We start from the raw sequence: 25148 nt of genomic DNA, 5'->3' as shown, positions 1-25148 counted from the left end.
ACCGGCGCGACCCGCTAACCTACCGGTTGGTTGGTTGGTTTGCGCTCACCGGTGAATCGCAGATTGGAGGACTGCATGGCCTCTGCCCCTGCTCGCGACGCTGTCCGGATCGCGAACTGCTCCGGGTTCTACGGCGACCGGCTGTCGGCGATGCGGGAGATGCTCGCCGGCGGGGACGTGGACTACCTCACCGGCGATTACCTGGCCGAACTGACCATGCTGATCCTGGGCCGCGACCGGATGAAACATCCCGAGCGCGGCTATGCCAAGACCTTCCTGACCCAGCTCGAGGACTGCCTGGGCGAGGCACGCGACCGGGGCGTCCGCATCGTCGCCAACGCCGGCGGCCTCAACCCGGCCGGACTGGCCGACGCGATCCGTGCCCTGGCCGAGCGGCTCGGCATCCCCGCCCGGGTCGCCCACGTCGAGGGCGACGACCTGCTGGCGCGCGCCGCCGACCTCGGCCTGGGCACGCCCCTGACCGCGAACGCCTACCTGGGCGCGTGGGGCATCGTCGACTGCCTGGGCGACGGCGCCGACGTGGTCGTCACCGGCCGGGTCACCGACGCCTCGGTGATCGTCGGGGCGGCGGCGGCGCACTTCGGCTGGGACCGCGCCGACTACGACCGGCTCGCGGGCGCCGTGGTCGCCGGCCACGTCATCGAATGCGGCGTGCAGGCCACCGGCGGCAACTACTCCTTCTTCACGGAGATACCCGACCTGACCCACGCCGGCTTCCCGCTGGCCGAGGTGCACGCCGACGGCTCGTCGGTGATCACCAAGCACCCCGGCACCGGCGGGCTGGTGAGCGTCGACACCGTCACCGCGCAGCTGCTCTACGAGATCACCGGCGCCCGCTACGCCAACCCCGACGTCACCGCCCGGATGGACACCGTCGCGTTGTCCGCCGACGGGCCGGACCGGGTGCGCATCAGCGGCGTGCGCGGCGAGCCGCCACCACCCACGTACAAGGTGTCGCTCAACAGCATCGGCGGATTCCGCAACGCGATGACCTTCGTGCTGACCGGGCTGGACATCGAGGCCAAGGCCGACTTGGTGCGCCGGCAGCTGGAGGCCGCGCTGAGCGTCAAGCCCGCGGAGCTGCAGTGGTCGCTGGCGCGCACCGACCACACCGACGCCGACACCGAGGAGGCCGCCAGCGCGCTGCTGCACTGCGTGGTCCGCGACCCCGATCCCGCCAACGTCGGACGTCAATTCTCTTCGGCCGCCGTCGAATTGGCGCTCGCCAGTTATCCCGGCTTCCACGTGACCGCCCCGCCGGGCGACGGCCAGGTCTACGGCGTGTTCACCGCCGGCTACGTCGATGCCACCCAGGTGCCGCACGTCGCGGTGCACGCCGACGGCTCGCGCCGTGACATCCCTTGCGCCACCGAGACTCTGGAGTTGGCGCCCGCCGATCCCCCGGCCTTGCCGGAGCCGTTGCCGGAGGGTCCGACCCGCCGCGTGGCGCTGGGCCGCATCGCCGGGGCGCGCAGCGGCGACAAGGGCGGCTCGGCCAACGTCGGGGTCTGGGTCCGCACCGAGGACCAGTGGCGCTGGCTGGCCAACACGCTGACCGTCGAGCTGCTCGTGGAGCTGCTGCCCGAGGCCGCGCAGTTCGACGTGACCCGCCACGTGCTGCCGAACCTGCGCGCGGTCAACTTCGTCATCGACGGCATCCTGGGCCAGGGCGTCGCCTACCAGGCGAGGTTCGACCCCCAGGCCAAGGGGCTGGGCGAATGGCTGCGCGGCCGGCATGTCGACATCCCCGAAAGGTTGTTATGAATCTCTGGACAACACCCGAGCGCGAAGCGTTGCGAAAGACCGTGCGCGCCTTCACCGAACGCGAGATCCTGCCGCACGCCGACGAGTGGGAGCGCATCGGCGAGCTCCCGCGCGACCTGCACCGCCGGGCCGGGGCGGCCGGCCTGCTGGGCGCCGGCTTCCCCGAGGCGGTCGGCGGGGGCGGCGGCGACGGCGCGGACGCGGTGATCATCTGCGAAGAGGTGCATCAGGCCGGCGCGCCGGGCGGGGTCTTCGCGTCGTTGTTCACCTGCGGGATCGCGGTGCCGCACATGATCGCGTCCGGCGATCAGCGGCTGATCGAAGAGTTCGTCCGCCCGACGCTGGCCGGCGAGAAGATCGGCGCGCTGGCCATCACCGAACCCGGCGGCGGTTCGGACGTGGGGCACCTGCGGACCTCGGCTGAGCTAGTCCGCGGCGACGGCGACGCCTACTACGTGGTCAACGGCGCCAAGACCTACATCACCTCCGGGGTGCGCGCCGACTACGTCGTCACCGCGGTGCGCACCGGCGGTCCCGGCGCGGCGGGTGTTTCGTTGCTGGTGGTCGAGAAGGGCACGCCGGGTTTCGAGGTGAGCCGCAAGCTGGCCAAGATGGGGTGGCGGTCCTCGGACACCGCCGAGCTGTCCTTCGTCGACGCGCGGGTGCCGGCGGCCAACCTGGTCGGCGCCGAGAACAGCGGCTTCCTGCAGATCGCGGCGGCGTTCGTCTCCGAGCGCATCGGCCTTGCCGCGCAGGCGTACGCGAGCGCCCAGCGGTGCCTGGACCTGACGGTGCAGTGGTGCCGCGACCGCGAGACCTTCGGGCGGCCGCTGATCTCCCGGCAGTCGGTGCAGAACACCCTGGCCGAGATGGCCCGGCGCATCGACGTCGCCCGGGTCTACTCCCGTCATGTGGTCGAACGCCAGCTGGCCGGTGAGACCAACCTGATCGCCGAGGTGTGTTTCGCCAAGAACACCGCCGTGGAGGCCGGCGAATGGGTGGCCAACCAGGCCGTCCAGCTGTTCGGCGGCATGGGCTACATGGCCGAATCCGAAGTCGAACGCCAGTACCGGGACATGCGGATCCTGGGCATCGGCGGCGGGACCACCGAAATCCTGACCTCACTGGCCGCGAAAACGCTGGGATACCAATCATGACCGTCCTGCAGTCAACGCTGGACCCGTCGTCGGCCGCCTACAGCGACGCGGCATCGACCGCGACCACCCGGCTCGGGGAGATCGACGCCGAGCTCGCCAAAGCGCTTGCGGGCGGCGGCCCCAAATATGTGGAGCGCCACCACGGGCGGGGCAAGCTGACCGCGCGGGAACGCATCGAGCTGCTGGTCGACGCGGACTCCCCGTTCCTGGAGTTGTGCCCGCTGGCGGCGTACGGCAGCGCATTCCAGGTCGGCGCCAGCGTCGTCACCGGCATCGGTGTGGTGTCGGGCGTCGAGTGCATGATCGTCGCCAACGACCCGACCGTCAAGGGCGGCACCAGCAATCCGTGGACCCTGCGAAAGATCCTGCGGTGCAACCAGATCGCCTTCGAGAACCGGCTGCCCGTCATCTCGCTGGTGGAGTCCGGCGGTGCGGACCTGCCGACGCAGAAGGAGGTGTTCATCCCCGGCGGGCGGATGTTCCGTGACCTGACCCGCCTGTCGGCGGCCGGCATCCCCACCATCGCGCTGGTGTTCGGCAACTCGACCGCCGGCGGGGCCTACGTGCCGGGCATGTCCGACCACGTGGTGATGATCAAGGAACGCTCCAAGGTGTTTTTGGCCGGCCCCCCGCTGGTCAAGATGGCCACCGGCGAGGAATCCGACGACGAATCGCTCGGCGGTGCCGAAATGCACTCCCGCGTATCGGGTTTGGGTGACTACTTCGCCGTCGACGAACTCGACGCGATCCGGATCGGGCGGCGCATCGTCGCCCGGCTGAACTGGCGCAAACAGGGACCCGCACCCGGGCCGGCCCCCGATCCGTTGTTCGACGCCGAGGAGCTGATCGGCATCGTGCCCGCGGATCTGCGCATCCCGTTCGACCCGCGCGAGGTGATCGCCCGCATCGTCGACGGCTCCGAGTTCGACGAATTCAAGGCCATGTATGGCTCGTCGCTGGTGACCGGGTGGGCCCGGCTGCACGGCTACCCGGTGGGCATCCTGGCCAACGCCCGCGGGGTGCTGTTCAGCGAGGAATCCCAGAAGGCGACCCAGTTCATCCAGCTGGCCAACCGCTCCGACACCCCACTGTTGTTCCTGCACAACACCACCGGCTACATGGTGGGCAAGGATTACGAGGAGGGCGGGATGATCAAGCACGGCTCGATGATGATCAACGCGGTCTCCAACTCGACCGTCCCGCACATCTCGCTGTTGATCGGCGCGTCGTACGGGGCCGGCCATTACGGCATGTGCGGCCGCGCCTACGACCCCCGGTTCCTGTTCGCCTGGCCCAGCGCCAAGGCGGCGGTGATGGGCGGCGCCCAGCTGTCGGGGGTGCTGTCGATCGTGGCGCGGGCCGCCGCCGAGGCCCGCGGCCAGCAGGTGGACGAGGAGGCCGACGCCGCGATGCGGGCGGCCGTCGAGGGGCAGATCGAAGCCGAGTCGCTGCCGCTGGTCCTGTCCGGGATGCTCTATGACGACGGGGTGATCGACCCGCGCGACACCCGCACCGTGTTGGGAATGTGTCTGTCCGCCATCGCCACTGGCCCGATCAAGGGGACGTCGAACTTCGGCGTCTTCCGGATGTGAGCCCCATGGTCACTCGAGTGCTGGTCGCCAACCGGGGCGAGATCGCCCGACGGGTGTTCGCCACCTGCCGGCGGCTCGGCCTGGGCACCGTCGCCGTTTACACCGACCCGGACGCCGCCGCGCCGCACGTGGCCGAGGCCGACGCCAGGGTGCGGCTGCCGAAGACCAACGACTACCTGAACGCCGAGGCGATCATCGCGGCCGCCCACGCCGCCGGCGCCGACGCGGTGCACCCCGGCTACGGGTTCCTCTCGGAGAACGCGCAATTCGCGGCCGCCGTGCAGGCCGCGGGCCTGACATGGATCGGCCCGCCGGTGGACGCGGTGCGGGCGATGGGCTCCAAGATCGAGTCCAAGAAGCTGATGTCCGCCGCCGGCGTCCCGGTGCTCGACGAACTGGACCCCGACTCCGTCACTGAGGCGCAGCTGCCCGTCCTGGTCAAGGCCTCCGCCGGCGGCGGCGGCCGCGGCATGCGGGTGGTGCGCGAATTGTCGGCCCTGGCCCGCGAAGTGGAGGCCGCCCGCCGCGAGGCCCAGTCCGCATTCGGCGACCCGACGGTGTTCTGCGAGCGCTACCTGCCCACCGGACACCACATCGAGGTGCAGGTGATGGCCGACACCTACGGCACCGTCTGGGCCGTCGGGGAACGGGAATGCTCCATCCAGCGCCGGCACCAGAAGATCATCGAGGAAGCCCCCTCCCCCCTGGTCGAGCGCACCCCGGGCATGCGGGCCAGGCTGTTCGACGCGGCCCGGCTGGCCGCCGGGGCGATCGGCTACACGGGCGCCGGGACCGTCGAGTTCCTCGCCGACGATGACGGCGAGTTCTATTTCCTGGAGATGAACACCCGGCTGCAGGTCGAGCACCCGGTCACCGAGGAGACCACCGGGCTGGACCTGGTCGAACTGCAGCTCGCCGTCGCCGACGGCGACCGGCTCGACGCCGAACCGCCCGTCGCGCAAGGGCATTCGATCGAAGCTCGGCTCTACGCGGAGGATCCCGCCCAGGGCTGGCAGCCGCAGGCCGGCCGCGTGCACGACTTCGAGGTTCCCGCGGTGCGATCGCGATTCGCCACGCTGGGGCGGCGGACGGGCATCCGCCTCGACTCGGGCATCGCGGCCGGATCGACGGTGTCCATTCACTACGACCCGATGCTGGCCAAGGTCATCTCGTACGCGCCGACCCGCAGGCAGGCGGCACTGGTGCTGGCCGACGCGCTGGCCCGCACCCGGCTGCACGGCCTGCGCACCAACCGCGAGCTGCTGGTCAACGTGCTGCGCCACCCCGCGTTCCTCGACGGCGCCACCGACACCGCATTTTTCGACACGCACGACCTGACGAAACTGTCGGCCCCCCTGGCCGACGAAGCGACCGTCCGGCTGTCCACGATCGCCGCCGCGCTCGCCGACGCCGCGCACAACCGTGCGACCGCTCCGGTCCTGGGATCGCTGCCCAGCGGCTGGCGCAACCTGGCGTCGGGCTATCAGGTGAAGACCTACCGCGACGCCGACGGCGGCGAGCATCGGGTCGAATACCGCTTCACCAGAACGGGATTGCTCCTCGCCGACGACGAGCCGGTCCGGCTGGTCTCGGCCACGTCGGACGAGGTCGTGCTCGCCGACGGTTCCGGGGTGGCGTGCGGCTTCGCCGTCGCGCGTTACGGCGAGAACGTCTACGTCGACTCGGCGCGCGGGCCGGTGCACCTGGTGGCGCTGCCGCGGTTCCCCGAGCCGGGATCCGCCGTCGAGCAGGGGTCGCTGGTTGCGCCGATGCCCGGCAGCGTGATCCGGATCGGCGCGGCGGCCGGCGACACCGTCGACGCCGGCCAGGCGTTGATCTGGCTCGAGGCGATGAAGATGGAGCACACCATCACCGCGCCGACCGGCGGCGTCCTCGTCGAACTCAACGTCAAGACCGGCCAGCAAGTCGAAGTGGGCGCCGTCCTAGGAGTGATCGCAAGCGCGGCGCAGCCGGGCGCAGTGGGTCACGACCATCCAAACCCGCGGGTCGAAGCGCCGCAAGCAGAAGGAGATTCGTAAATGACCGACACCAGCTTCATCGAGAGCGAGGAACGTCAGGCCCTGCGCAAGTCGGTGGCGGCGTGGGCCGCCAACTACGGCAGCGAGTATTACCTGCGGAAGGCCCGCGCGCACGAGCACACCGACGAATTGTGGTCGGAGGCGGGCAAGCTCGGCTTCCTCGGGGTGAACCTGCCCGAGGAGTACGGCGGCGGCGGCGCCGGCATGTACGAGCTTTCGCTGGTAATGGAGGAGATGGCCGCCGCGGGCAGTGCGCTGCTGCTGATGGTGGTGTCCCCGGCCATCAACGGCACCATCATCAGCAAGTTCGGCACCGAAGAACAGAAGAGGCGCTGGATTCCCGGCATCGCCGACGGCACCCTGACGATGGCCTTCGCCATCACCGAGCCCGACGCCGGCTCCAACTCCCACAAGATCACCACCACCGCCCGCCGCGACGGCAGCGACTGGATCCTCAAGGGCCAGAAGGTCTACATCTCCGGCATCGACCAGGCGCAGGCCGTGCTGGTGGTGGGTCGCACCGAAGAGGCCAAGACCGGCAAGCTGCGGCCGGCCCTGTTCGTGGTGCCCACCGACTCCCCTGGATTCACCTACACCCCAATCGAAATGGAGCTGATCAGTCCCGAACGCCAGTTCCAGGTCTTCCTCGACGACGTCCGGCTGCCGGCCGACGCGCTGGTCGGTTCCGAGGACGCTGCGATCGCGCAGCTCTTCGCCGGCCTGAACCCCGAGCGGATCATGGGCGCCGCCAGCTCGGTCGGGATGGGACGGTTCGCTCTCGAGAAGGCCGCCGACTACGTCAAGACCCGCCAGGTGTGGGGCACGCCGATCGGCGCGCACCAGGGACTGTCGCATCCGTTGGCCCAGTGCCACATCGAGGTGCAACTGGCCAAGCTGATGATGCAGAAGGCCGCCGCGCTCTACGACAGCGGCGACGACGCGGGCGCGGCCGAGGCCGCCAACATGGCCAAATACGCTGCGGCCGAGGCGGCTACCCGCTCGGTCGACCAGGCGGTGCAGTCGATGGGCGGCAATGGGCTGACCAAGGAGTACGGCGTCGCGGCCATGCTGGCCTCGGCCAGGCTCGGGCGAATCGCCCCCGTCAGCCGCGAGATGGTGCTCAACTTCGTGGCGCAGACATCGCTGGGCTTGCCCCGGTCGTACTGATGGAAACGCTGGTCGAATACGCCGGCCCCGCCGAGACCGGCGGGCCGTTCGCGCGGGTGACGCTGAACTCGCCCCACAACCGCAACGCGCTCTCCACCGCGCTCGTCGAGCAGTTGCATCAGGGGTTGCGCGACGCCGCGGCGGACCCGGGCGTGCGCGCTGTGGTGCTGGGCCACACCGGCGACACATTCTGTGCCGGCGCTGACCTGAGTGAAGCCGGCGGCGGTGACCCGTTCGACATGGCCGTCGCGCGGGCCCGGGAGATGACCGCGGTGATGCGGGACATCGTCTCGTCGCCGCTGCCGGTCATCGCCGCGATCGACGGGCACGTCCGCGCGGGCGGGTTCGGGCTCGTCGGCGCCTGCGACATCGCCGTCGCCGGGCCGCGCAGCACCTTCGCCCTGACCGAGGCCCGCATCGGCGTCGCCCCGGCGATCATCTCGCTCACGCTGCTGCCGAAGCTGTCCCCGCGCGCCGCGGCGCGCTATTACCTGACGGGCGAGACATTCGACGCCGCCACGGCGGCGGACATCGGCCTGGTCACGATGGCGGCCGAGGACGTCGACGCGGCGGTGGGCGGACTGCTCGCCGACGTGGGCCGCGGTTCGCCCCAGGGGCTGGCGGCCTCCAAGGCGCTCACCACGGCGGCGGTGCTGGAAGGGTTCGACCGCGACGCCGAACGGCTTGCCGCAGAATCGGCCCGGCTCTTCGTATCCGAGGAGGCCCGGGAGGGCATGCTGGCGTTCCTGCAGAAGCGCACACCCGGCTGGGTGAGTTAGCCAGGTGTCAAACAAGAGCCCCGCGCGCGAGCGGTCGGCGCGACGCGAGGTTGCAGTTTGACCAACTCCTCTTGCAGCAAAGGCTGGAGGTCGTAGGCTCGTGGGTGATGAGCAACTCTGCGCAACGCGATGCGAACGACACGCGCGACGAATCGTCGCGCGCGGCCGACACTGATCGCATCCAGCTCGCGCAGTTGCTGGCCTACGCGGCCGAGCAGGGCCGCCTACAGCTCAAAGACTACGAAGACCGTCTGACCAGGGCGTATGCGGCGACCACGTACGAGGAACTGGACCGGCTGCGGGCCGATCTGCCGGGTGCGCCCATCAGCCCGCGCCGCGGCGGCAAGCCCAACCCCGCGCCGTCCACCCTGCTGCTGGCCCTGTTGAGCGGCTTCGAGCGGCGGGGCCGGTGGAACGTGCCCAAGAAGCTGACCACCTTCGCCTTGTGGGGCAACGGGGTGGTGGATCTGCGCTACGCCGACTTCACCTCGACCGAGGTCGACATCCACGCGATGTCGATCATGGGCGCCACAAAAATTTTGCTGCCGCCCGAGGTGAACGTCGAGATTCACGGCCGCGGCGTGATGGGCAACTTCGACCGCAGCGTCCTGGGCCAGGGCACCCCCGGCGCCCCGACGGTGAAGATCCGCGGCTTTTCGCTGTGGGGCGGCGTCGGCATCGTTCGCAAGGCCCGCCGGCCCCGCGGCTAGCGTCAGCCGGGCACGTAGTCGAACTTGTCGGGATTAGGCCCGTTCCTCCCCGATTCACCCTTGTCCAGCGCCGAGATCGCGTCCATGTCGGAGTGATCCAGTTCGAAATCGAAAAGCTGGAAGTTCTCTTTGACCCGTTCCGGAGTCACCGACTTGGGGAACACGACGTCGCCGCGCTGAATGTGCCAGCGCAGCACCACCTGTGCCGCGGTCTTGCCGCGCGCATCGGCGACACGGTTGATCACCGGATCGTCGAGCACCTTGCCCTGCGCTATGGGTGCCCACGCCTCGGTGACGATGCCGTGTTCGCGTCCGTAAGCCCGGACCTCTGCGTTGCCGAAGTATGGGTGAACCTCGATCTGGTTGACCGACGGCAGTGTCTCGGTTTCCGCGGCGAGCCGGTTCAGATGTGCCACTTGGAAATTCGAGACGCCGATGCTGCGGGCGCGCCCGTCGCGGGCGAACTCCTCGAACACCTTCCAGGTCGAGACGAAGTCACCGTCATAAAGCGTGGGCAACGGCCAGTGGATGAGGAACAGGTCCACGTAGTCGGACCCCAGGGCTTTGAGCGTTCCGTCGAAGGCGCGGCGCGCATCGTCGGGCTGGTGAAACCCGTTGTTGAGCTTGCTGGTGATGAACACGTCGGCGCGGTCGAGACCCGCGTCCCGAATGCCCTGTCCGACTTCCTTTTCGTTGCCGTACATCTCGGCGGTGTCGATGTGCCGGTAGCCGATCTCGAGCGCGGTCTTGACTGCCGCCGCGGTCTCGGCCGGCTTGATCTGGAACACGCCGAAGCCGAGCTGCGGAATGCCGACACCATCGTTGAGTTGGATCGTTGGAACCTTGCTCATGCATCTCCTCCTTCGTAAGGCCTATACCCGGTCGGCCGCGCTCTTATCGGAGGCAACGGCGATCCCGGTCCGAGAGCGCGCTCGATACCCCAGCCTGGCCGGGCCGGACGTGCGTGTCTTCGCCGCTGGCGTCCATCGACGCTGCGGGCCACCGCCAGTGCGCGCATAGCAGCCAGCCGCAACCCGGGCGGGCTAACGGCGACGCGACCGCAGGTAGTCGCCCACCACGGCCGCGCCCAGGCCGTCGACGTCGGGGACCACCACGCGCCCCTCGACGCGCCGGGCGACCTGGTCGATGAACCGGGCCAGGCCGGGGTCGCTGCCCAGCCGGAAGATGGTGATCTGCGCGCCCAGGCGGGCCATGTCGTCGAACCCCCGCACGGTGTGCGCGATGGTCCGCGGATGCGGCGGGTAATCGAAGAACACGGTAGTGCCGTCGCCGTCGAAGTCCTCCAGGTGCGCGGTGGGCTCACCATCGGTCACCACCAGCACAACGGGCTGCGCGTTGGGGTGCCGCCGCAGGTGCCGGCCGGCCAACGCCAGCGCGTGGTGCAGGTTGGTGCCCTGCTCGTAGACGCCCTCCAAACCGGTGAGCTCGGCGGCGGTCACCGTCCGGGCGTAGCGGCCGAACGCGATGATCTGCAAGGCGTCGGAACGAAATCGCGTGCACACCAGGTGATTGAGGGCCAGCGCCGTCTGCTTCATCGGCAGCCAGCGATTCTCCATCACCATGGAGAACGACGTGTCGACCAGCAGGGCGACCGCGGCCTGGGTGCGCGTCTCGGTCTCGGAGACCTCGACGTCGTCCACGGTGATCTTCAGCCCTCCGGCACCGCCGTCCAGGGTGGCGGTTCCCGCCTGCCGCAACACCGCGTTGGTCAGCGTGCGGGAGATGTGCCACGGCTCGGTGTCACCGAACTGCCACGGCCGGGTCGCCCCGGTGAGTTCGCCGGCCGCGCCCGCGCGCCGATGGTCCCGCTCGCCGCGCCGGCCGGAAAGCTGTTGCGCCACATCGCGTAGCGCCGTCTCGCCCAACCTGCGCATGGCCTTCGGGGAGAGCCGCCACTGGCCGTCGGAACCCCGGTCCAGGAAGCCCTGATTGACCAGCGCCCGCTCCAGCTCGGCGAGCGTGCGGGCGTCGACGGCGGCCTGGTCGCCGAGTTGGCGGGCCAGCGCGTCGAGATCGACGTCGTCCATGGTGGCGCCCGGATAGCTTTGCGAGAGTTGTTCGGCCAGCTGCTCGAGCTCGGCGACGTCGGCCAGCGCTTGCGTGCCCTCACCCATGCCGAACGGGTTGTCACCGGAGAACTGCTCGGACCCGCTCCAGTCCTCGCCCGGCCGGGCGGCCTGCAGATGCGCGTCGAGCCGGTTCAGCGCCTGCATCAGCGCGGGCGAGCCGAATGCCTGCTGCGCCAACGCATCCAGCTCGGCGCGCTGGTCGGGGCTCAGGCTGTTGCGGAAGCGTTGCGCGGCCGCGGCGCGCTTGGCCAGCGAGTCCAGCAGCTCGTCGACGTTGCGCGGGTTCTCCGGGAAGAACTCGCCGTGCTTGTCCATGAAGTCTTGGAAATCTTGGGGCGAGTCCTGCCCATTCGCGTGCTTGTCCAACAGCTCGTTGAGGTCGTTCAGCATGTCGTTGACGCGCTGGCGGTCCTCGTCGGTGGCGCCCTGCAGGGCTTCCTTCATGCCCGCGAAGCGCTGGTCGAGCATCTCGCGGCCGAGGAGATCCTTGATCTGGTCGTACTTCTCGCGGGCCTCGGTGCTGCGCCAGTTGTAGTCCGAGAGCTCCTGGACGGCCTTGGCCGGCGAGGCGGGCAGGGCGTCGAGTTGCAGTTCGCCGAAGCGGGCGTCGTCGTCGAGCGCGCGGGCCAGCTCCTTGCGTTCGGCCAGCACTGCCTCGTCGAGCAGCTTCTTGATCTCCTGCAGGGTGCCGTCCAAGTTGTTGCGCCGCAACAATTCCCGTCGACGCCGGTTCGCCTCGGCCGCCAGCCGGTCGGCGCCGGTCATGTTCTTGGTGCCGCGGCGCAGCAGCTCCGACAGCGCACGGCGCGGCGAGGTGCCGGCCATGACGTCCTGCCCGATCTGCTCGAGGGCCTCGCGCAGATCCACCGGCGGGGCCAGCGGGTCCGGCCCGCCGGTGTACGCCGAGTACCGCGACGAATGCCCTTTAGCCATAGACGGTTTGGCCCTCCTCGGACACCTTGTCGATCCGCTTGGCCAGATACAGGGCCTCCAGCGCCAGCTCCAGCGCGGCGGCGCGCTCGCCCTCGGACTGGGCGTTGACCTTGGCCGCGATCTTGTCCACCACGGGCAGGGCCGGAACCGCGGCCAGCACGTCCTTGGCCGACACCCGCTCGCCCGTCGTGACCGCCGAACCGCCCTCGACCGCGGACACCAGCGACCCGACGTCGATGCCGCCGAGGACCCGCGACGCGGTGTCGGCGGTGGCCCGGCGCAACAGGTGCTCCAGCACGGCCTGCTCGCGGCCCTCCTCACCGGACTCGAATTCCAGCTTGCCGCGCAGGACGTCGATCACCGTGCCGAGGTCGACCACTCGGGCCACCGGATCGGTCTCCCCCAGCACCGCGCCGCGATGCCGCGCGGCGGCGGCGACGGTTTCGGCCGCCGCGATCGCGAACCGCGCCGACACCCCGGAGCGCTGGTCGACCGAACTGGACTCCCGCAGATACCGGGCGAACCGGGCGATCACCTGCATGAGGTAGTCGGGCACCTGCGCGGACAGGTGCGCCTCCTGCACGATCACGCCCACCTCCGCGTCGAGCTCCAGCGGGTAGTGGGTCCGGATCTCCGCGCCGAACCGGTCTTTGAGCGGGGTGATGATGCGGCCGCGGTTGGTGTAGTCCTCGGGGTTGGCGCTGGCGACCACCAACACGTCCAGCGGCAGGCGCAGGGTGTAGCCGCGCACCTGGATGTCGCGCTCCTCCATCACGTTGAGCATCGACACCTGGATGCGCTCGGCGAGGTCGGGCAGCTCGTTGACCGCGACGATGCCGCGGTGTGCCCGCGGGATCAGGCCGTAGGCGATGGTTTCGGGATCACCGAGGCTGCGGCCCTCGGCGACCTTGATGGGGTCGATGTCGCCGACCAGGTCCGCGACGCTGGTGTCGGGGGTGGCCAGCTTCTCGGTGTAGCGCTCGCTGCGGTGTTTCCACTCCACCGGCAGGTCGTCGCCCAGGGTGGCGGCCTTGCGGATGGACTCCGGGGTGATCGGCGAGTAGGGGTGCTCGCCCAATTCCGAGCCGGCGATCACCGGCGTCCATTCGTCGAGCAGCCCGACCAGAGCGCGCAGGAGCCGCGTCTTGCCCTGGCCCCGCTCGCCGAGCAGGACGAAGTCATGTCCGGCGATGAGCGCCCGCTCCAGCTGGGGCAGGACGGTGTCGTCGAAACCCAGGATCCCCGGCCAGACCTCGTCACCCTCAGCCAACGCGGTCAGCAGGTTTTCCCGGATTTCCTGTTTGACTCCCCGCTCACGGTGGCCGGCGGCGCGCAGCTCACCGACGGTACGGGGCAGATTGCTGGGTGATGGCACCACTCCACGCTACGCGTTGCCCATTCGGCCCACGCGCCGAACGTTCAGTGAGCGAAGTGACGGGCCCCGGTGAGATAGAGCGTGATCCCGGCGTTGGCCGCCGCCGCGGTCACCTCGTCGTCGCGCACCGACCCGCCGGGGTGCACGATCGCCTTCACCCCGGCGGCCGTCAATGTCTCGAGCCCGTCGGGAAACGGGAAGAACGCGTCGGATGCCGCGACCGCGCCGCGGACCCGGTCGCCTCCGCGTTCGACGGCCAGCCGCGCCGCGTCCACCCGGTTCACCTGCCCCATGCCGACGCCGATGGTGGCCCCGCCACCGGCGATCACGATGGCGTTCGACTTGACCGCGCGGCAGGCCCGCCACGCGAAGAGCAGGTCGGTCAGCGTCGCCGGATCGGCCGGGGAGCCCGTCGCCAGGGTCCAGTTCGCCGGGTTGTCGCCGTGCGCGTCGAGCTCGTCGCGCTGCTGCACCAGCAGCCCGCCGCTGATGGGCCGCAGTTCGGTGCCCCCGGTCAGCGGCTCGGAGGCCACCAGCACGCGGATGTTCTTCTTGCGGGTCAGGGCTTCCAAAGCCTCCGGCGCGTAGGCGGGCGCGATGATGACTTCGGTGAAGATGGTGCTCACGTATTCGGCCATCTCGAGGCTGACCTCGGTGTTGGCCGCGATGACGCCGCCGAAGGCGCTCAGTGGATCGCATTCGTGGGCCTTGCGGTGCGCGTCGGCCACCGATTCCGACGAGATGGCAATCCCGCAGGGGTTGGCGTGCTTGATGATCGCGACGCAGGTCTCTTCGTGGTCGAAGGCGGCCCGCCAGGCCGCGTCGGCGTCGGTGAAGTTGTTGTACGACATCTCTTTTCCGTGCAGCTGCTCGGCCTGCGCCAGGCCGGGCCAGGCGCCGGGGTCGCTGTAGAGCGCCGCCTGCTGGTGCGGGTTCTCGCCGTAGCGCAGCATCGCCGAACGTCGCCAGCTGCGTCCCAGCCATTTGGGGAACGCGGTCGGCGGGTGCTCGGGCGCCAGCGTCGACTCCATCCAGCCGGCGACGGCGATGTCGTATTCCGCGGTGTGCTGAAACGCCAGCGCCGCCAGCTTTTTGCGCTCGGCGAGGGTGAACCCGCCGTGCCGCACCGCGGCGAGCACGCCGTCGTAGCCGCGCGGGTCGGTGATCACCGCGACGCTGGGGTGGTTCTTGGCGGCCGCGCGGACCATCGACGGCCCGCCGATGTCGATCTGCTCGACGCACTCGTCGATGCTGGCGCCCGAGTCGACGGTCTCGCTGAACGGATAGAGGTTGACGACGACGAGTTCGAAGGCGGCGATCCCGAGTTGCTCGAGCGCCGCGGCGTGCTCGGCTTTGCGGAGGTCCGCGAGCAGGCCGGCGTGCACCCGGGGGTGCAGCGTCTTGACCCGGCCGTCGAGCACCTCGGGGAAGCCGGTCAGCTCCTCCACCCGGGTGACCGGAATCGCTTTGTCGGCAATGGTCTTCGCCGTCGATCCGGTCGAGACGATCTCGACGCCGGCGTCCGCCAGGCCCCGGGCGAGTTCGACGAGGCCGGTCTTGTCGTAGACGCTGATCAACGCGCGGCGGATCGGCCGTTTCGCCGTTTCCGGCCAGTCGTCGGTGCTCATCGGTTGCTCGCCTTTCGTCCGATCGTCGCTGTTCTCCCGACCAGGGTCAGGCCGCCGGTCGCGATCTCGGCCACCACGTCCACCAGGAGCTTCCGTTCGGTGACCTTGATGCGTTCATGCAGGGTTTCGACGCTGTCGCCGTCGAGCACCGGCACGGCCTGCTGGGCCAGGATCGGCCCGGTGTCCGTCCCGGCGTCCACCAGGTGCACGGTACAACCTGTGACCTTGACGCCGTAGGCCAACGCGTCGGCGACTCCGTGCGCGCCCGGGAATGCCGGCAGCAGCGCCGGATGCGTATTGACGATCCGCCCGTAGAACTGTGAAAGGAATTGCGGCCCAAGTATTTTCATGAAGCCCGCCGACACCACCAGGTCGGGCGAGTTGGCGGCGGTAGCCTCGGTGATGGCCGTGTCCCAGGCGGTGCGGTCGGGGTGGTCGCCGAGCCGCGCGGTGAAGGTCGGCAGCGCGGCTCGCGCGGCGATCTCGAGGGCCGTGCAGTCGCGATCGGCGCCGACCGCGACCACGCGGGCCGGGTAGTCACCGACGGCGGCGTCGAGCAGGGAGCTCAGCAGCGACCCGGTGCCCGACGCCAGCACCACCACCCGCGCGGGCGCGCTCGGGGGCACATGGAGCGGTTCGGGCACAGGGAGAGAGCCTAGTGGGAGCTACTCGTCGGGCTCGCGGTCGGTCGCGGTCGGCTCCGCGTCACCGGGCGGTGGCGCGACCTCGTCGCCGGTGACCGCGGCGTCGTCGCCGCTGTCCAGCGCGCCGTCAGCGGCCACGTCGTCGGGGTCGGCGACATCGGCAACCGGCTCATCGACCGGCTCGGCGTCGGGCTCGTCGAAGACGCCCGCAAAGTCGGCGGGGGCGGCCGCGGCGGGCGCGGGCCTGGGCCGCCGGGGCCGTGCCCGGACGCCGCCGGCCATGAACACCGTGATCCCGCCCACGACCGAGAACCAGAAGAACACCCCGACCAGCAGGGCACCCTGGTCGACGCCGACATCGCCGAAGTTTCCCAGCCGGCCGCTGCCGCCGTAGGCGAGCAAGGACATCGCCAGCGCCCCGGCGGCGGAGGCGACCAGCAGTTTGGCCATCGCCGGGAGCAGCGGCAGCGCGCGCCGAGCGCATTGCTGCCCGACCGCCACCCCGGACGACGCCCCGATGATGAGCAGCGCGACCCACGCCGGTCCGAGCGGCGGCCGCGGGGCGGCGGCCAGGATCGGCAGCGCCGGGATGTCGCCGCCGAACACGGTGAACGAACTGAACGTCGCGAAGCCGAGGTGGGCGCTGGATCCGACCGCCATCGCCGAGGTGCCGACGATGACGTTGGGCGCGTACAGCATCGACAGCACCGTGAGGCTGAACTGCCCGAAGATCGAATCGGTGATCCCGTAGAGGTCTTGCATGGTCGCCCAATGCACCACCAGCGAGGCCGCCGTGACCATGCCGGACAGCCCGAGCAACGCCAGCATGCCCGCGGACGCGGCACGCACGGCGTCGCCCAGCCACAGCGGCAGCGACGAGGCCACCAGTGCCCGTCGTCCCACCCGGGACGAGACGCCGACCGCGGCGCCCACGGCATGGACGACGAGCACGCTGGCGAACGCGCGCAGGGCGTTGGGCGTCTGCAGCTCGGTGATCACCGACGACGCGTCCTGGATGACGGCCAGGGCGATCGCGGCGATCAGCAGGGGGCCGCCCAGCGCGGAGGCGACGACCCAGCGGACCACCAGCCACGAGGAATACGGGGCGATGGCCCGCGCCGTGGTGCGCGCCGTCGCCCAGACCATCAGCAGCACCGGCAGCAGCGGCATGACGCCCAGCTCGCGGCCGCCGATGGAAATCGGCACCTGGTGCACGCCGAGCCACATGCTGGCGATGGCGCCCAGCGCCCCGGTCATGTCGCTGTTGGCGATCAACAACTGCAGCAACGTGACCGCGGCGATGATGACCAGGGCCACCACCGCCGGGCCGAACGCGACCCGGACCAGGTCACGCGCCTGGCGGGCGCCCGCCGGCCGGCTGTCCGCGCCTTCCGACACCCTGTTCACTCTCTGGCGCACGTCCCGACTAGGCGCGAAGGCGCACCGTTAGGACGGCGCGGGGCCAGACTGCGACGAAGGCGACTGCTGCTCCTGGCCGTAGGGCTGCTGGCCGCCGGCCTGGTTGGAGTAATTGGACGCCGAACCCTCGGAGCCGGCACCGGCCGCGGGCGGCGGGCTGAAGCTCGGGAAGCCGGTGGGCGGCGTGGACGGACCCTGCTGCGCGGCCTGTTGGGCCCCGGACTGCGGCGCGGGCTGAGCGCCGAAACCGCCGGTGGGAACCGCGGTTTGGGTCGGGCCCTGACCGGTCGCGTATCCGTACTGCGATCCGTACCCGGGGTGCTGCGGCGATTGCTGCTGGCCCGGCTGGCCGTAGTAGGGCTGCTGGCCGTACTGCCCGTATTGGCCGTACTGACCGTACTGGGCGTACGGGTCGTATTTCGGCCGCGGCGTGGGCGCCGTGATGACACCCGCGTCCAAGAGCACGACGACGACGGCGGCGATCGCCTGGAGCACGCTGCAGGCCACCAGGGGCCACATCGCCCAGCCGATCGAGACGCCGGCGGGCAGGTTGATGGTCTCGGTGACGGCGAGCAACCCACCCAGGACCGCGATGACCGCGACCATTCCGGCGTAGCTCTTGGCCTTGGGCACCAGGCTGAGCCCCGCGAGCAGCGCGGCCAGCACCGCGACGATGACGGCCGTGCCCGCGTCACCGGCGCGGCCGCCGACGCCCGGGCCGAGGTCGGCGCCGATGGTGAAGGTGGGCCCGAAGTTCAGCAGGTACACCGCGAGTCCGAACGCGATCACCGCGATGTTCAGGTAGAGCGGGAGCTTGGTGGCGCCGTCGTCGTCCTTGGTGAACGACGGTGTGGAGCCTGCGTAGGAGCCGCCGGGCGGCGCGGTCGGGTATCCGGGGCTGCCGGGCGAGTAGGTCATGGCTCCTCCTGTTGCTTCCAGTGCCTTGAAGTGCCTTTGCGGGCGCCGCAGTTGCGTCGCGACGCTGTGCTTGCGGGCGCGCCGTTTCTTAACCGCCGTGCCCGGCGCTTGCGTTGCGACGCGATCGATCAACCACGCTAGCGCACTTCGGGACGCCGGTGCCGTGGCGACCGGCTTGGACACCAGACCGCCGCCGATCCGTGCCGCCGCGCCGGCCGCTTGCCCAGCGGAGGTAGAACACGTTCTAATTCTCCCCATGGATTACGGGCTTGTGCTTTTTACCAGCGACCGTGGCATCTCTCCGGCGTCGGCCGCGAAGCTTGCCGACGAACACGGCTTCACGACCTTTTACGTGCCGGAACACACCCACATCCCGATCAAGCGCGAGGCGGCGCACCCGACGACGGGCGACGCGTCGCTGCCCGACGACCGCTACATGCGGACGCTAGACCCATGGGTGAGCCTGGGGGCGGCCTGCGCCGTCACGTCGCGGGTCCGGCTGTCCACCGCGGTGGCGCTGCCCGTCGAACACGACCCGATCACGCTGGCGAAAAGCATCGCGACCCTCGACCATCTGTCCGGCGGGCGCGTGAGCCTCGGCGTCGGATTCGGCTGGAACACCGACGAGCTCGCCGACCACGGGGTGCCGCCCGCCCGGCGCCGCACCATGCTGCGGGAATACATCGAAGCCATGCGTGAGCTGTGGACCAAGGAGGAAGCCGCCTACGACGGCGAGTTCGTCAAGTTCGGGCCCAGCTGGGCGTGGCCCAAGCCCGTGCAGCCACACATTCCGGTGCTGGTGGGCGCGGCCGGGACCGAGAAGAACTTCAAGTGGATCGCCCGCAGCGCCGACGGCTGGATCACCACCCCGCGCGACTTCGACATCGACGAGCCGGTGAAGTTGCTGCAGGACACCTGGGCGGCCGCCGGCCGCGACGGTGCTCCGCAGATCGTCGCGCTGGACTTCAAACCGATCCCCGAGAAGCTCGCCAAATGGGCCGAGCTCGGGGTGACCGAGGTGCTGTTCGGCTTGCCGGACAAGCCCGACGACGAGGTCGCGGCCTACGTCGAGCGGCTGGCCGGCAAGCTGGCCGCCCTCGTCTAGGGCGCGAGCAGACGCGAAATCGCATCCGACGCCGGGAACCAGTGCGAGTTTGCGTCTGCTCGCCACTGAGGGTCAGGCCAGGGCGGCGCGGTTGTCCTTCTCGGTCGGCCGGACCACGATCGAAGCCCCGAGCGGCTCGCCGTCGCTGAGTAGCCCGACCAGATCGGGGTCCTCGCTCAGGGCCAGGAAGCGGCTGCCGTCGCCGTCGAGACGGCCGACGATGAGGCCGGTGTGCACCGGCCAGTCGTAGCGCACGGTGTAGGTCTCGATGGTCGCCGGACCGTCGGCCTTGACGGTCACCGGCATCTTGGGACGGGCGGCGACCTCGGCACGCAGCGCGGCGCTGTTATCGGGCTTCCAGTTCACCGGGGTGGTCGAGTACACCCCGACGGAGTACTTGCTCATGATCCCGCCGTTGGCGGCGACCAGGCCGAATTGCCCTGGCAGGTCGCGCATTTCGCTGACGGTCTCGGCGATGCCGTGCAGTGAGTAGTTGTTGCCCGGCCCGCCGAAGTACGGCAGGCCGCCGGTGAGCGTCAGCCCGCGCGGGTCGTCGCTGGCCAGGCCCGTCCCGTCGCAGAAGTTGAACACCGGCACCGGGAAGCAGCTGTAGAGGTCGAAGGTCGAGACGTCGTCGATGCCGATGCCAGCGCCGCCGAGTGCTTCCCGGACCGCCAGCACCGAAGCCGAGTTGTGCGTCAGGTCGAGGCGGTCGAGCAGCGGTTGGTCCACCATGTCGGCGTGGCCGTGCAAGAACACCCAGCGCTCCGCGGGCACGCCGAGCCTGCGGGCCGCGGACACCGACATCAGCAGCGCGGCCGCACCCTGATTGACCTGGTCACGGGCCACCAGCAGCCTCGGGTACGGATCACAGATCATCCGGTTGGACGCGGTGACGGTGATGAGTTCGTCGACGCTGCGCTCTACCGGGGAGGACGCGAACGGGTTCTTCGCCGCCACCTTGGTGAACGGAGCGAACAACTCGCCCATCTCGCGCCGGTAGTCGGAGACGCTCAAGCCCAGGCGGGCACGGCGCGCGTTCTCCAGCAGCCCGTACTGGGCGGGCGCACCGACCAAGCCATGCGCGACGGTGTAGTCGTCGAACAGGCCGTCGTAGCCGAAGCCCCGGTCCTCGAGGGAGCCCTCGACCGTGTCGGAGTGGTCCGGCTTCTCCCGGTCGGCGAAATACCGGATGCTGGAAGTGTTCTCGGAGCCGAAGATCATCACGACCTCGGCCGCACCCGAGGCGATGACGCCGGCGAACTCGGTGACCAGATGCTGCGGGCCCTGGCCGCCGATGGGTTCGAGAACCGCGCGGGCCGGTGTGGCACCGATGCGCTGGGCCACCGAACGCGGGTAGTTGTTGGACTTGCCCATCGGCGCGGGTGTGCGCCCGGAGAGCTCGAACTGCCGGATCGCGGCGACGGTGTCGATGGACGCGGCGACGGTGGCGGCGTCGGCCCCACAGTCATGCAGCGCGGCCCGCGCCGCCGCGGTGGCCAGTTCCACCGAGGACATCCCACGGTAGCCGGAGTCCTCGATGCGCTCGGTGAACTGCCCCACACCGACGATGACCGGCGTGTTCGGGTCGAGATTCATAGACCCACTATCTACCTAGGGCCGGGCCCCGGCCAAATCCGGGGCCCCTCGCAGCGGTCCCATAGTGGCGACCCGCCTCGCCCGGTCCCCCGCAAGCGGGAGGTGCCCCCAACGCCGCGCTCCCGATCGCCACGGGCCCTACAGGCTCTGCAGGATCTCCCGGGCCAGGGCGGCGGTCTCCGACGGGGTCTTGCCGACCTTGACGCCGGCCGCCTCGAGGGCCTCCTTCTTGGCGGCCGCGGTGCCCGACGAACCGGACACGATGGCGCCCGCGTGGCCCATCGTCTTGCCTTCCGGCGCAGTGAATCCCGCGACATAGCCGACGACCGGCTTGCTCACGTTGGCCTTGATGTAGTCGGCCGCACGCTCCTCGGCGTCGCCGCCGATCTCACCGATCATCACGATGACCTTGGTGTCGGGGTCCTTCTCGAAGGCCTCGATGGCGTCGATGTGGGTGGTGCCGATCACCGGGTCGCCACCGATGCCGATCGACGTGGAGAACCCGAAGTCACGCAGCTCGTACATCATCTGGTAGGTCAGCGTGCCCGACTTGGACACCAGGCCGACGGGGCCGGGGCCGCTGATGTTGGCGGGCGTGATGCCGGCCAGCGCCTCGCCCGGCGTGATGATGCCGGGGCAGTTGGGCCCGATGATCCGCGTCTTGTGGCCCTTGTCGAGGTTGTAGGCCCACGCATATGCAGTGTCCTGCACCGGGACTCCCTCGGTGATGACCACCAGCAGCGGGATCTCGGCGTCGATCGCCTCGATCATGGCGTCCTTGGCGAACTTCGGCGGCACGAAGCCGACCGACACGTTGGCGCCGGTCTCCTTCATCGCCTCCGCGACGCTGCCGAACACCGGCAGCTCGACGTCCTTGCCGACCGGGTCGACGTGCGAGACGGTGGTGCCCGCCTTGCGGGCGTTCACGCCGCCCACCACCTGCGTGCCGGCCTTCAGCATCAGCGCGGTGTGCTTGGTGCCCTCGCCGCCGGTGATGCCCTGGACGATGACCTTGGAATCTTTATTCAGGAAGATCGACATCTGTTGGGTCCCTTACTTGTTCGCCAGCTCGGCGGCTTTGTCGGCACCGGCGTCCATGGTCTCGGCCTGGATCACCAGCGGGTGGTTGGCTTGGGCCAGGATGCGGCGCCCTTCGTCGACGTTGTTGCCGTCGAGCCGCACCACGAGCGGCTTGTTGGCCTCGTCACCGAGCATGTTCAGGGCGGTCACGATTCCGTTCGCGACGGCGTCGCACGAGGTGATACCCCCGAACACGTTCACGAACACGCTCTTGACCTGCTTGTCGTTCAGGATGACGTCCAGCCCCGCGGCCATGACTTCGGCCGACGCGCCGCCGCCGATGTCGAGGAAGTTGGCCGGCTTGACGCCGCCGTGCTTCTCCCCGGCGTATGCGACGACGTCGAGGGTGGACATCACCAGGCCCGCACCGTTACCGATGATGCCGACGGCGCCGTCCAGCTTGACGTAGTTGAGGTCGTGCTCCTTGGCCTTGAGTTCCAGCGGGTCGGTGGACGCGCGGTCCTCGAACTCGGCGTGGTCGGGGTGCCGGAAGTCGGCGTTGGCGTCGAGCGTGATCTTGCCGTCCAGCGCCAGGATCTGATCCTTCGGATCGCGCACCAACGGGTTGACCTCGACCAGGGTGGCGTCCTCGGCGACGAAGAGCTCCCACAGCTTGTTGATGGTCACCGCGGCCGCGTCGAGCACCTCGGGGGGCAGGTGGCCCTGCTCGGCGATGGACCGCGCGGTCGCCAGGTCGACACCGGTGACGGCGTTCACCGGAACCTTGGCCAGCCGCTCGGGCTTGGTGGCGGCCACCTCTTCGATTTCCATTCCGCCCTCGACCGAGCACATGGCCAGGTAGGTGCGGTTGGCCCGGTCCAGCAGGAAGGAGATGTAGTACTCCTCGGAGATGTCGCTGGCCTCGGCGACCAGCAGCTTCTTGACGATGTGACCCTTGATGTCGAGGCCGAGGATGTTCTTGGCGTGTTCGTAGGCGTCTTCGGGTGTCGCCGCGTACTTGACGCCACCCGCCTTGCCGCGCCCGCCGACCTTCACCTGCGCCTTGACCATCACCGGTCGACCGATTTCGGCGGCGATTTCGCGTGCGCCCTCGGCGGTGTCGGTCACCCGCCCAGGCGTAGTCGGTACGTTGTGCTTGGCGAACAATTCTTTTGCTTGATACTCGAAAAGGTCCATGGACTCTCTGTCTTCGCTCGACTCAACTGCTAGGCCTCTTGATGGGCGGTGCCGCGTTCGGCAACTCGCACGGACGAACTGTATCCACTGGCCAACCGGCCCTTACCGCCGCGTCCGGCGATGTGGCACAGCTCACGGCGCCCCCGCCGTCCCCGTCCGTGACCCAAATCACAATTTCGGCGGGATTGTGCGACGAGGTTGCCAGGCCCGCGGGTCAGCGGATACCTTCCTAGGGTCCAGATAACGTTATGGTCACGATACGAGGACATTTCAGCTTGTCCCAGCACCGTTTAGCTCCTTCAGCTGCCGAAACGGCAGGCGTAGTGAGGGTTGGCCGCGCGGCGGGCGGCCGGGCGGAGCCCCATCGCAACGAAGTCACCGAAATCCTCCCGCTCGACGGCTTCGACTTCGACGACCTGGATTGGCGTGACGACGCCCGCGATCTCGGCGACCTCGACTACAGCAACGACACCGCGTTCGACAACGAAGCGCAGGTGCTGCTGGCTCCAGAACTCGACGACCTGAACGAGGCCGACGATCCGGCCACGCTGTGGCTGGCCGCGCCGGTCACCGAGGTGCTCCCGCGCGTGGTCGTGGGGCCCGAGCGGCGTCCGGGTCGCGGCCATGCCACCGATGTCGTGGGGGCGGCACGGCGCGGCGGCCAGCATCGCAAGCAACCGACCAGCGCGGCCAGGGGTCGCCTGATGATCTCGGCGATGGCCGCCGGCGCTGCGGCTGCGGCGGCCCACGCCGCCACCAGCCACGCCGACACCCCCAGGACCGAGGCCGTGCTGACCGCGAACGCGTCGGCGCTCACCGGGGGGTCGGGCAACAACACGATCCGCGGGGCCCAGGTGGTCGCGCTCGAGCCGGCGGCGACCGCCGCCGTGCACAACCAGGAGCTCGCCAAGGGGGTCGCGTTCGCCAACGATCGCGCCCAGCGTGAGGCGCGGCTGCAGCAGCCGCTCTACGTGATGCCGACGAAGGGCATCTTCACCTCCAACTTCGGCTATCGCTGGGGCGTGCTGCACGCCGGCATCGACCTGGCCAACTCGATCGGAACGCCGATCTACGCGGTGTCCGACGGCGTCGTCATCGACGCGGGGCCGGCCGCCGGCTACGGGGCGCTGGTCAAGCTTCGCCACGCCGACGGCACCGTGACGCTCTACGGCCACGTCAACACCACGTTGGTCAGCGTCGGGCAGCGCGTGATGGCCGGTGACCAGATCGCCACCATGGGCAACCGGGGTAACTCCACCGGCCCGCACCTGCACTTCGAGGTGCTTCAGGGCGGCACCCAACGAATCGATCCTGTCCCGTGGCTGGCTAAGCGGGGTCTTATGGTCGGTAACTACGCTGGTTGAGGTGACCGCGCCGAATCAACCGCCTTCCGGTCCGCAACCGCCCGAATCCGCGTCGCCGTCGGACCCCAAGACGCGCATCATCCGCCGGGCACCCACCGGACCCGTCCCCGCAACGCCGGAATCCCCGACGACCCACATTCCGCAGCAGCCACCCCTGTATCAGGCCTCTCTTCGCCCGGGAAGCCGAGTCGTCTACGGCGCGCCGGGCGATGAGCCCAGCGACCGGACGACCGTCGCCGCCTGCGCCGTCAGCATCGTCAGTGGGTGGGCGACGGCCGTGGTGGCCACCGACCTGATCGCCGGTTGGTGGCGCTCCGACCGCTTGTTCTGCATCGCCATCGCGTTCCTGGCCCTGGTCTTCGCGGGGGCCACCATTTCAGGCGTGATCATGCTCCTGCAGCACCGCCTTCTTGGGCGTTACCTCATCGCGGTTGGCGCCGTGGTCGCCGTGCTGACCTACTTGGGCGTGTTCATCGCCGGCGCCCGGGTCGCGTGGATCGTGCACCTGCTGCCGCTGCTGCCGCTCGCCAGCGTGGTGCTCGCGATGCACCCGCGAACCAAACGCTGGCTGGAGGCCTGACGCGGGCGCGGGTCCGGCCGGCCATCACGAAACTTTCGTATCCGATA

20 protein-coding genes are annotated in these 25148 nt (G+C 69.8%); 10 read left to right on the top strand and 10 right to left on the bottom strand.

The features are described 5' to 3' along the window. The first annotated feature begins 75 nt into the window (after positions 1-75). The 7 genes from U8D42_RS02090 (at position 76) to U8D42_RS02060 (ending at position 9229) form a co-directional block, all read left to right on the top strand. Positions 76-1785: an acyclic terpene utilization AtuA family protein gene (locus tag U8D42_RS02090; RefSeq protein WP_322859413.1), complete on the top strand. Its 1710-nt coding sequence runs from the start codon at positions 76-78 to the stop codon at positions 1783-1785. Beyond that, positions 1782-2942, top strand: a complete 1161-nt coding sequence (locus tag U8D42_RS02085; RefSeq protein ID WP_085243332.1) for an acyl-CoA dehydrogenase family protein — start codon at positions 1782-1784, stop codon at positions 2940-2942. The genes U8D42_RS02090 and U8D42_RS02085 overlap by 4 nt, the downstream gene beginning before the upstream one ends. Then, positions 2939-4534 carry an acyl-CoA carboxylase subunit beta gene (locus U8D42_RS02080; protein WP_085243331.1) on the top strand — a complete coding sequence of 532 codons (1596 nt, stop codon included), beginning with the start codon at positions 2939-2941 and terminating at the stop codon, positions 4532-4534. The genes U8D42_RS02085 and U8D42_RS02080 overlap by 4 nt, the downstream gene beginning before the upstream one ends. Before the next feature lie 5 nt (positions 4535-4539). Beyond that, entirely contained in the window at positions 4540-6573 is a 2034-nt protein-coding gene (locus U8D42_RS02075) for an acetyl/propionyl/methylcrotonyl-CoA carboxylase subunit alpha (protein ID WP_322859414.1), read from the top strand. Further along, the gene (locus U8D42_RS02070; RefSeq protein WP_085243329.1) at positions 6574-7740 is read left to right on the top strand and encodes an acyl-CoA dehydrogenase family protein; all 1167 of its coding nucleotides are present in this window, start codon (positions 6574-6576) and stop codon (positions 7738-7740) included. It abuts the gene before it with no gap. After that, positions 7740-8519: an enoyl-CoA hydratase family protein gene (locus U8D42_RS02065; protein WP_322859415.1), complete on the top strand. Its 780-nt coding sequence runs from the start codon at positions 7740-7742 to the stop codon at positions 8517-8519. The genes U8D42_RS02070 and U8D42_RS02065 overlap by 1 nt, the downstream gene beginning before the upstream one ends. Positions 8520-8626: 107 nt before the next feature. Next, the gene (locus U8D42_RS02060) at positions 8627-9229 is read left to right on the top strand and encodes a DUF1707 SHOCT-like domain-containing protein (RefSeq protein ID WP_322859416.1); all 603 of its coding nucleotides are present in this window, start codon (positions 8627-8629) and stop codon (positions 9227-9229) included. 2 nt (positions 9230-9231) lie between these two features. Here the strand turns inward: U8D42_RS02060 and U8D42_RS02055 are convergent, their stop codons facing one another. The 7 genes from U8D42_RS02055 to U8D42_RS02025 all read right to left on the bottom strand — a co-directional run bounded on the left by U8D42_RS02055 (position 9232) and on the right by U8D42_RS02025 (position 18236). After that, entirely contained in the window at positions 9232-10080 is an 849-nt protein-coding gene (locus tag U8D42_RS02055; protein WP_322859417.1) for an aldo/keto reductase, read from the bottom strand. 192 nt (positions 10081-10272) lie between these two features. After that, a complete protein-coding gene (locus tag U8D42_RS02050; RefSeq protein ID WP_322859418.1) occupies positions 10273-12252 on the bottom strand; it encodes a vWA domain-containing protein in 1980 nt (659 codons plus the stop codon). Next, positions 12245-13630 (bottom strand): ATP-binding protein, encoded by a 1386-nt coding sequence (locus U8D42_RS02045; RefSeq protein WP_322859419.1) that lies wholly within the window; start codon positions 13628-13630, stop codon positions 12245-12247. The genes U8D42_RS02050 and U8D42_RS02045 overlap by 8 nt, the downstream gene beginning before the upstream one ends. 41 nt (positions 13631-13671) lie before the next feature. After that, on the bottom strand, positions 13672-15255 hold the full coding sequence (purH, locus tag U8D42_RS02040; protein WP_322859420.1) for a bifunctional phosphoribosylaminoimidazolecarboxamide formyltransferase/IMP cyclohydrolase: 1584 nt from the start codon (positions 15253-15255) through the stop codon (positions 13672-13674). Continuing rightward, complete coding sequence (gene purN / locus U8D42_RS02035) at positions 15252-15899, bottom strand: phosphoribosylglycinamide formyltransferase (RefSeq protein ID WP_322859421.1); 648 nt, start codon at positions 15897-15899, stop codon at positions 15252-15254. Before purN ends, purH begins: the two co-directional genes overlap by 4 nt. 21 nt (positions 15900-15920) lie before the next feature. Further along, positions 15921-17306, bottom strand: a complete 1386-nt coding sequence (locus U8D42_RS02030) for a cell division protein PerM (RefSeq protein ID WP_322859422.1) — start codon at positions 17304-17306, stop codon at positions 15921-15923. Positions 17307-17345: 39 nt separating this feature from the next. Further along, positions 17346-18236 (bottom strand): DUF5336 domain-containing protein, encoded by an 891-nt coding sequence (locus U8D42_RS02025; RefSeq protein ID WP_085243320.1) that lies wholly within the window; start codon positions 18234-18236, stop codon positions 17346-17348. Positions 18237-18492: 256 nt separating this feature from the next. Between U8D42_RS02025 and U8D42_RS02020 the strand changes: the two genes are divergently transcribed. Next, positions 18493-19341, top strand: a complete 849-nt coding sequence (locus U8D42_RS02020) for an LLM class F420-dependent oxidoreductase (RefSeq protein ID WP_085243319.1) — start codon at positions 18493-18495, stop codon at positions 19339-19341. 72 nt (positions 19342-19413) lie between these two features. Here the strand turns inward: U8D42_RS02020 and U8D42_RS02015 are convergent, their stop codons facing one another. The 3 genes from U8D42_RS02015 to sucC form a co-directional block, all read right to left on the bottom strand. Further along, on the bottom strand, positions 19414-20940 hold the full coding sequence (locus U8D42_RS02015; RefSeq protein WP_322859423.1) for an acetyl-CoA acetyltransferase: 1527 nt from the start codon (positions 20938-20940) through the stop codon (positions 19414-19416). 138 nt (positions 20941-21078) lie between these two features. Next, the gene (sucD, locus tag U8D42_RS02010) at positions 21079-21981 is read right to left on the bottom strand and encodes a succinate--CoA ligase subunit alpha (protein WP_067921437.1); all 903 of its coding nucleotides are present in this window, start codon (positions 21979-21981) and stop codon (positions 21079-21081) included. A 12-nt stretch (positions 21982-21993) separates the two neighbouring features. Continuing rightward, complete coding sequence (sucC, locus tag U8D42_RS02005) at positions 21994-23157, bottom strand: ADP-forming succinate--CoA ligase subunit beta (RefSeq protein WP_322859424.1); 1164 nt, start codon at positions 23155-23157, stop codon at positions 21994-21996. A 323-nt stretch (positions 23158-23480) separates the two neighbouring features. On the opposite strand from sucC, the gene U8D42_RS02000 reads away from it, so the two are divergent. Further along, entirely contained in the window at positions 23481-24521 is a 1041-nt protein-coding gene (locus tag U8D42_RS02000; protein ID WP_322859425.1) for a M23 family metallopeptidase, read from the top strand. A gap of 1 nt (position 24522) precedes the next feature. Then, the gene (locus U8D42_RS01995; protein WP_322859426.1) at positions 24523-25101 is read left to right on the top strand and encodes a hypothetical protein; all 579 of its coding nucleotides are present in this window, start codon (positions 24523-24525) and stop codon (positions 25099-25101) included. Positions 25102-25148 lie beyond the last annotated feature (47 nt).

The organism is Mycobacterium europaeum (assembly GCF_034555895.2).
Classification (GTDB): Bacteria; Actinomycetota; Actinomycetes; order Mycobacteriales; family Mycobacteriaceae; genus Mycobacterium; species Mycobacterium europaeum.
The sequence above is the reverse complement of the archived record's forward strand: the minus strand, read 5'-3'. Positions and strand labels throughout refer to the sequence as shown.

What these genes read in the sequence shown, in the direction of transcription:
- U8D42_RS02090 (WP_322859413.1), top strand. Translation starts at nt 76, where the DNA reads ATGGCCTCTGCCCCTGCTCGCGACGCTGTCCGGATCGCGAACTGCTCC.
- U8D42_RS02085 (WP_085243332.1), top strand. Translation starts at nt 1,782, where the DNA reads ATGAATCTCTGGACAACACCCGAGCGCGAAGCGTTGCGAAAGACCGTG.
- U8D42_RS02080 (WP_085243331.1), top strand. Translation starts at nt 2,939, where the DNA reads ATGACCGTCCTGCAGTCAACGCTGGACCCGTCGTCGGCCGCCTACAGC.
- U8D42_RS02075 (WP_322859414.1), top strand. Translation starts at nt 4,540, where the DNA reads ATGGTCACTCGAGTGCTGGTCGCCAACCGGGGCGAGATCGCCCGACGG.
- U8D42_RS02070 (WP_085243329.1), top strand. Translation starts at nt 6,574, where the DNA reads ATGACCGACACCAGCTTCATCGAGAGCGAGGAACGTCAGGCCCTGCGC.
- U8D42_RS02065 (WP_322859415.1), top strand. Translation starts at nt 7,740, where the DNA reads ATGGAAACGCTGGTCGAATACGCCGGCCCCGCCGAGACCGGCGGGCCG.
- U8D42_RS02060 (WP_322859416.1), top strand. Translation starts at nt 8,627, where the DNA reads ATGAGCAACTCTGCGCAACGCGATGCGAACGACACGCGCGACGAATCG.
- U8D42_RS02055 (WP_322859417.1), bottom strand. Translation starts at nt 10,080, where the DNA reads ATGAGCAAGGTTCCAACGATCCAACTCAACGATGGTGTCGGCATTCCG.
- U8D42_RS02050 (WP_322859418.1), bottom strand. Translation starts at nt 12,252, where the DNA reads ATGGCTAAAGGGCATTCGTCGCGGTACTCGGCGTACACCGGCGGGCCG.
- purH (WP_322859420.1), bottom strand. Translation starts at nt 15,255, where the DNA reads ATGAGCACCGACGACTGGCCGGAAACGGCGAAACGGCCGATCCGCCGC.
- U8D42_RS02025 (WP_085243320.1), bottom strand. Translation starts at nt 18,236, where the DNA reads ATGACCTACTCGCCCGGCAGCCCCGGATACCCGACCGCGCCGCCCGGC.
- U8D42_RS02020 (WP_085243319.1), top strand. Translation starts at nt 18,493, where the DNA reads ATGGATTACGGGCTTGTGCTTTTTACCAGCGACCGTGGCATCTCTCCG.
- U8D42_RS02015 (WP_322859423.1), bottom strand. Translation starts at nt 20,940, where the DNA reads ATGAATCTCGACCCGAACACGCCGGTCATCGTCGGTGTGGGGCAGTTC.
- sucD (WP_067921437.1), bottom strand. Translation starts at nt 21,981, where the DNA reads ATGTCGATCTTCCTGAATAAAGATTCCAAGGTCATCGTCCAGGGCATC.
- sucC (WP_322859424.1), bottom strand. Translation starts at nt 23,157, where the DNA reads ATGGACCTTTTCGAGTATCAAGCAAAAGAATTGTTCGCCAAGCACAAC.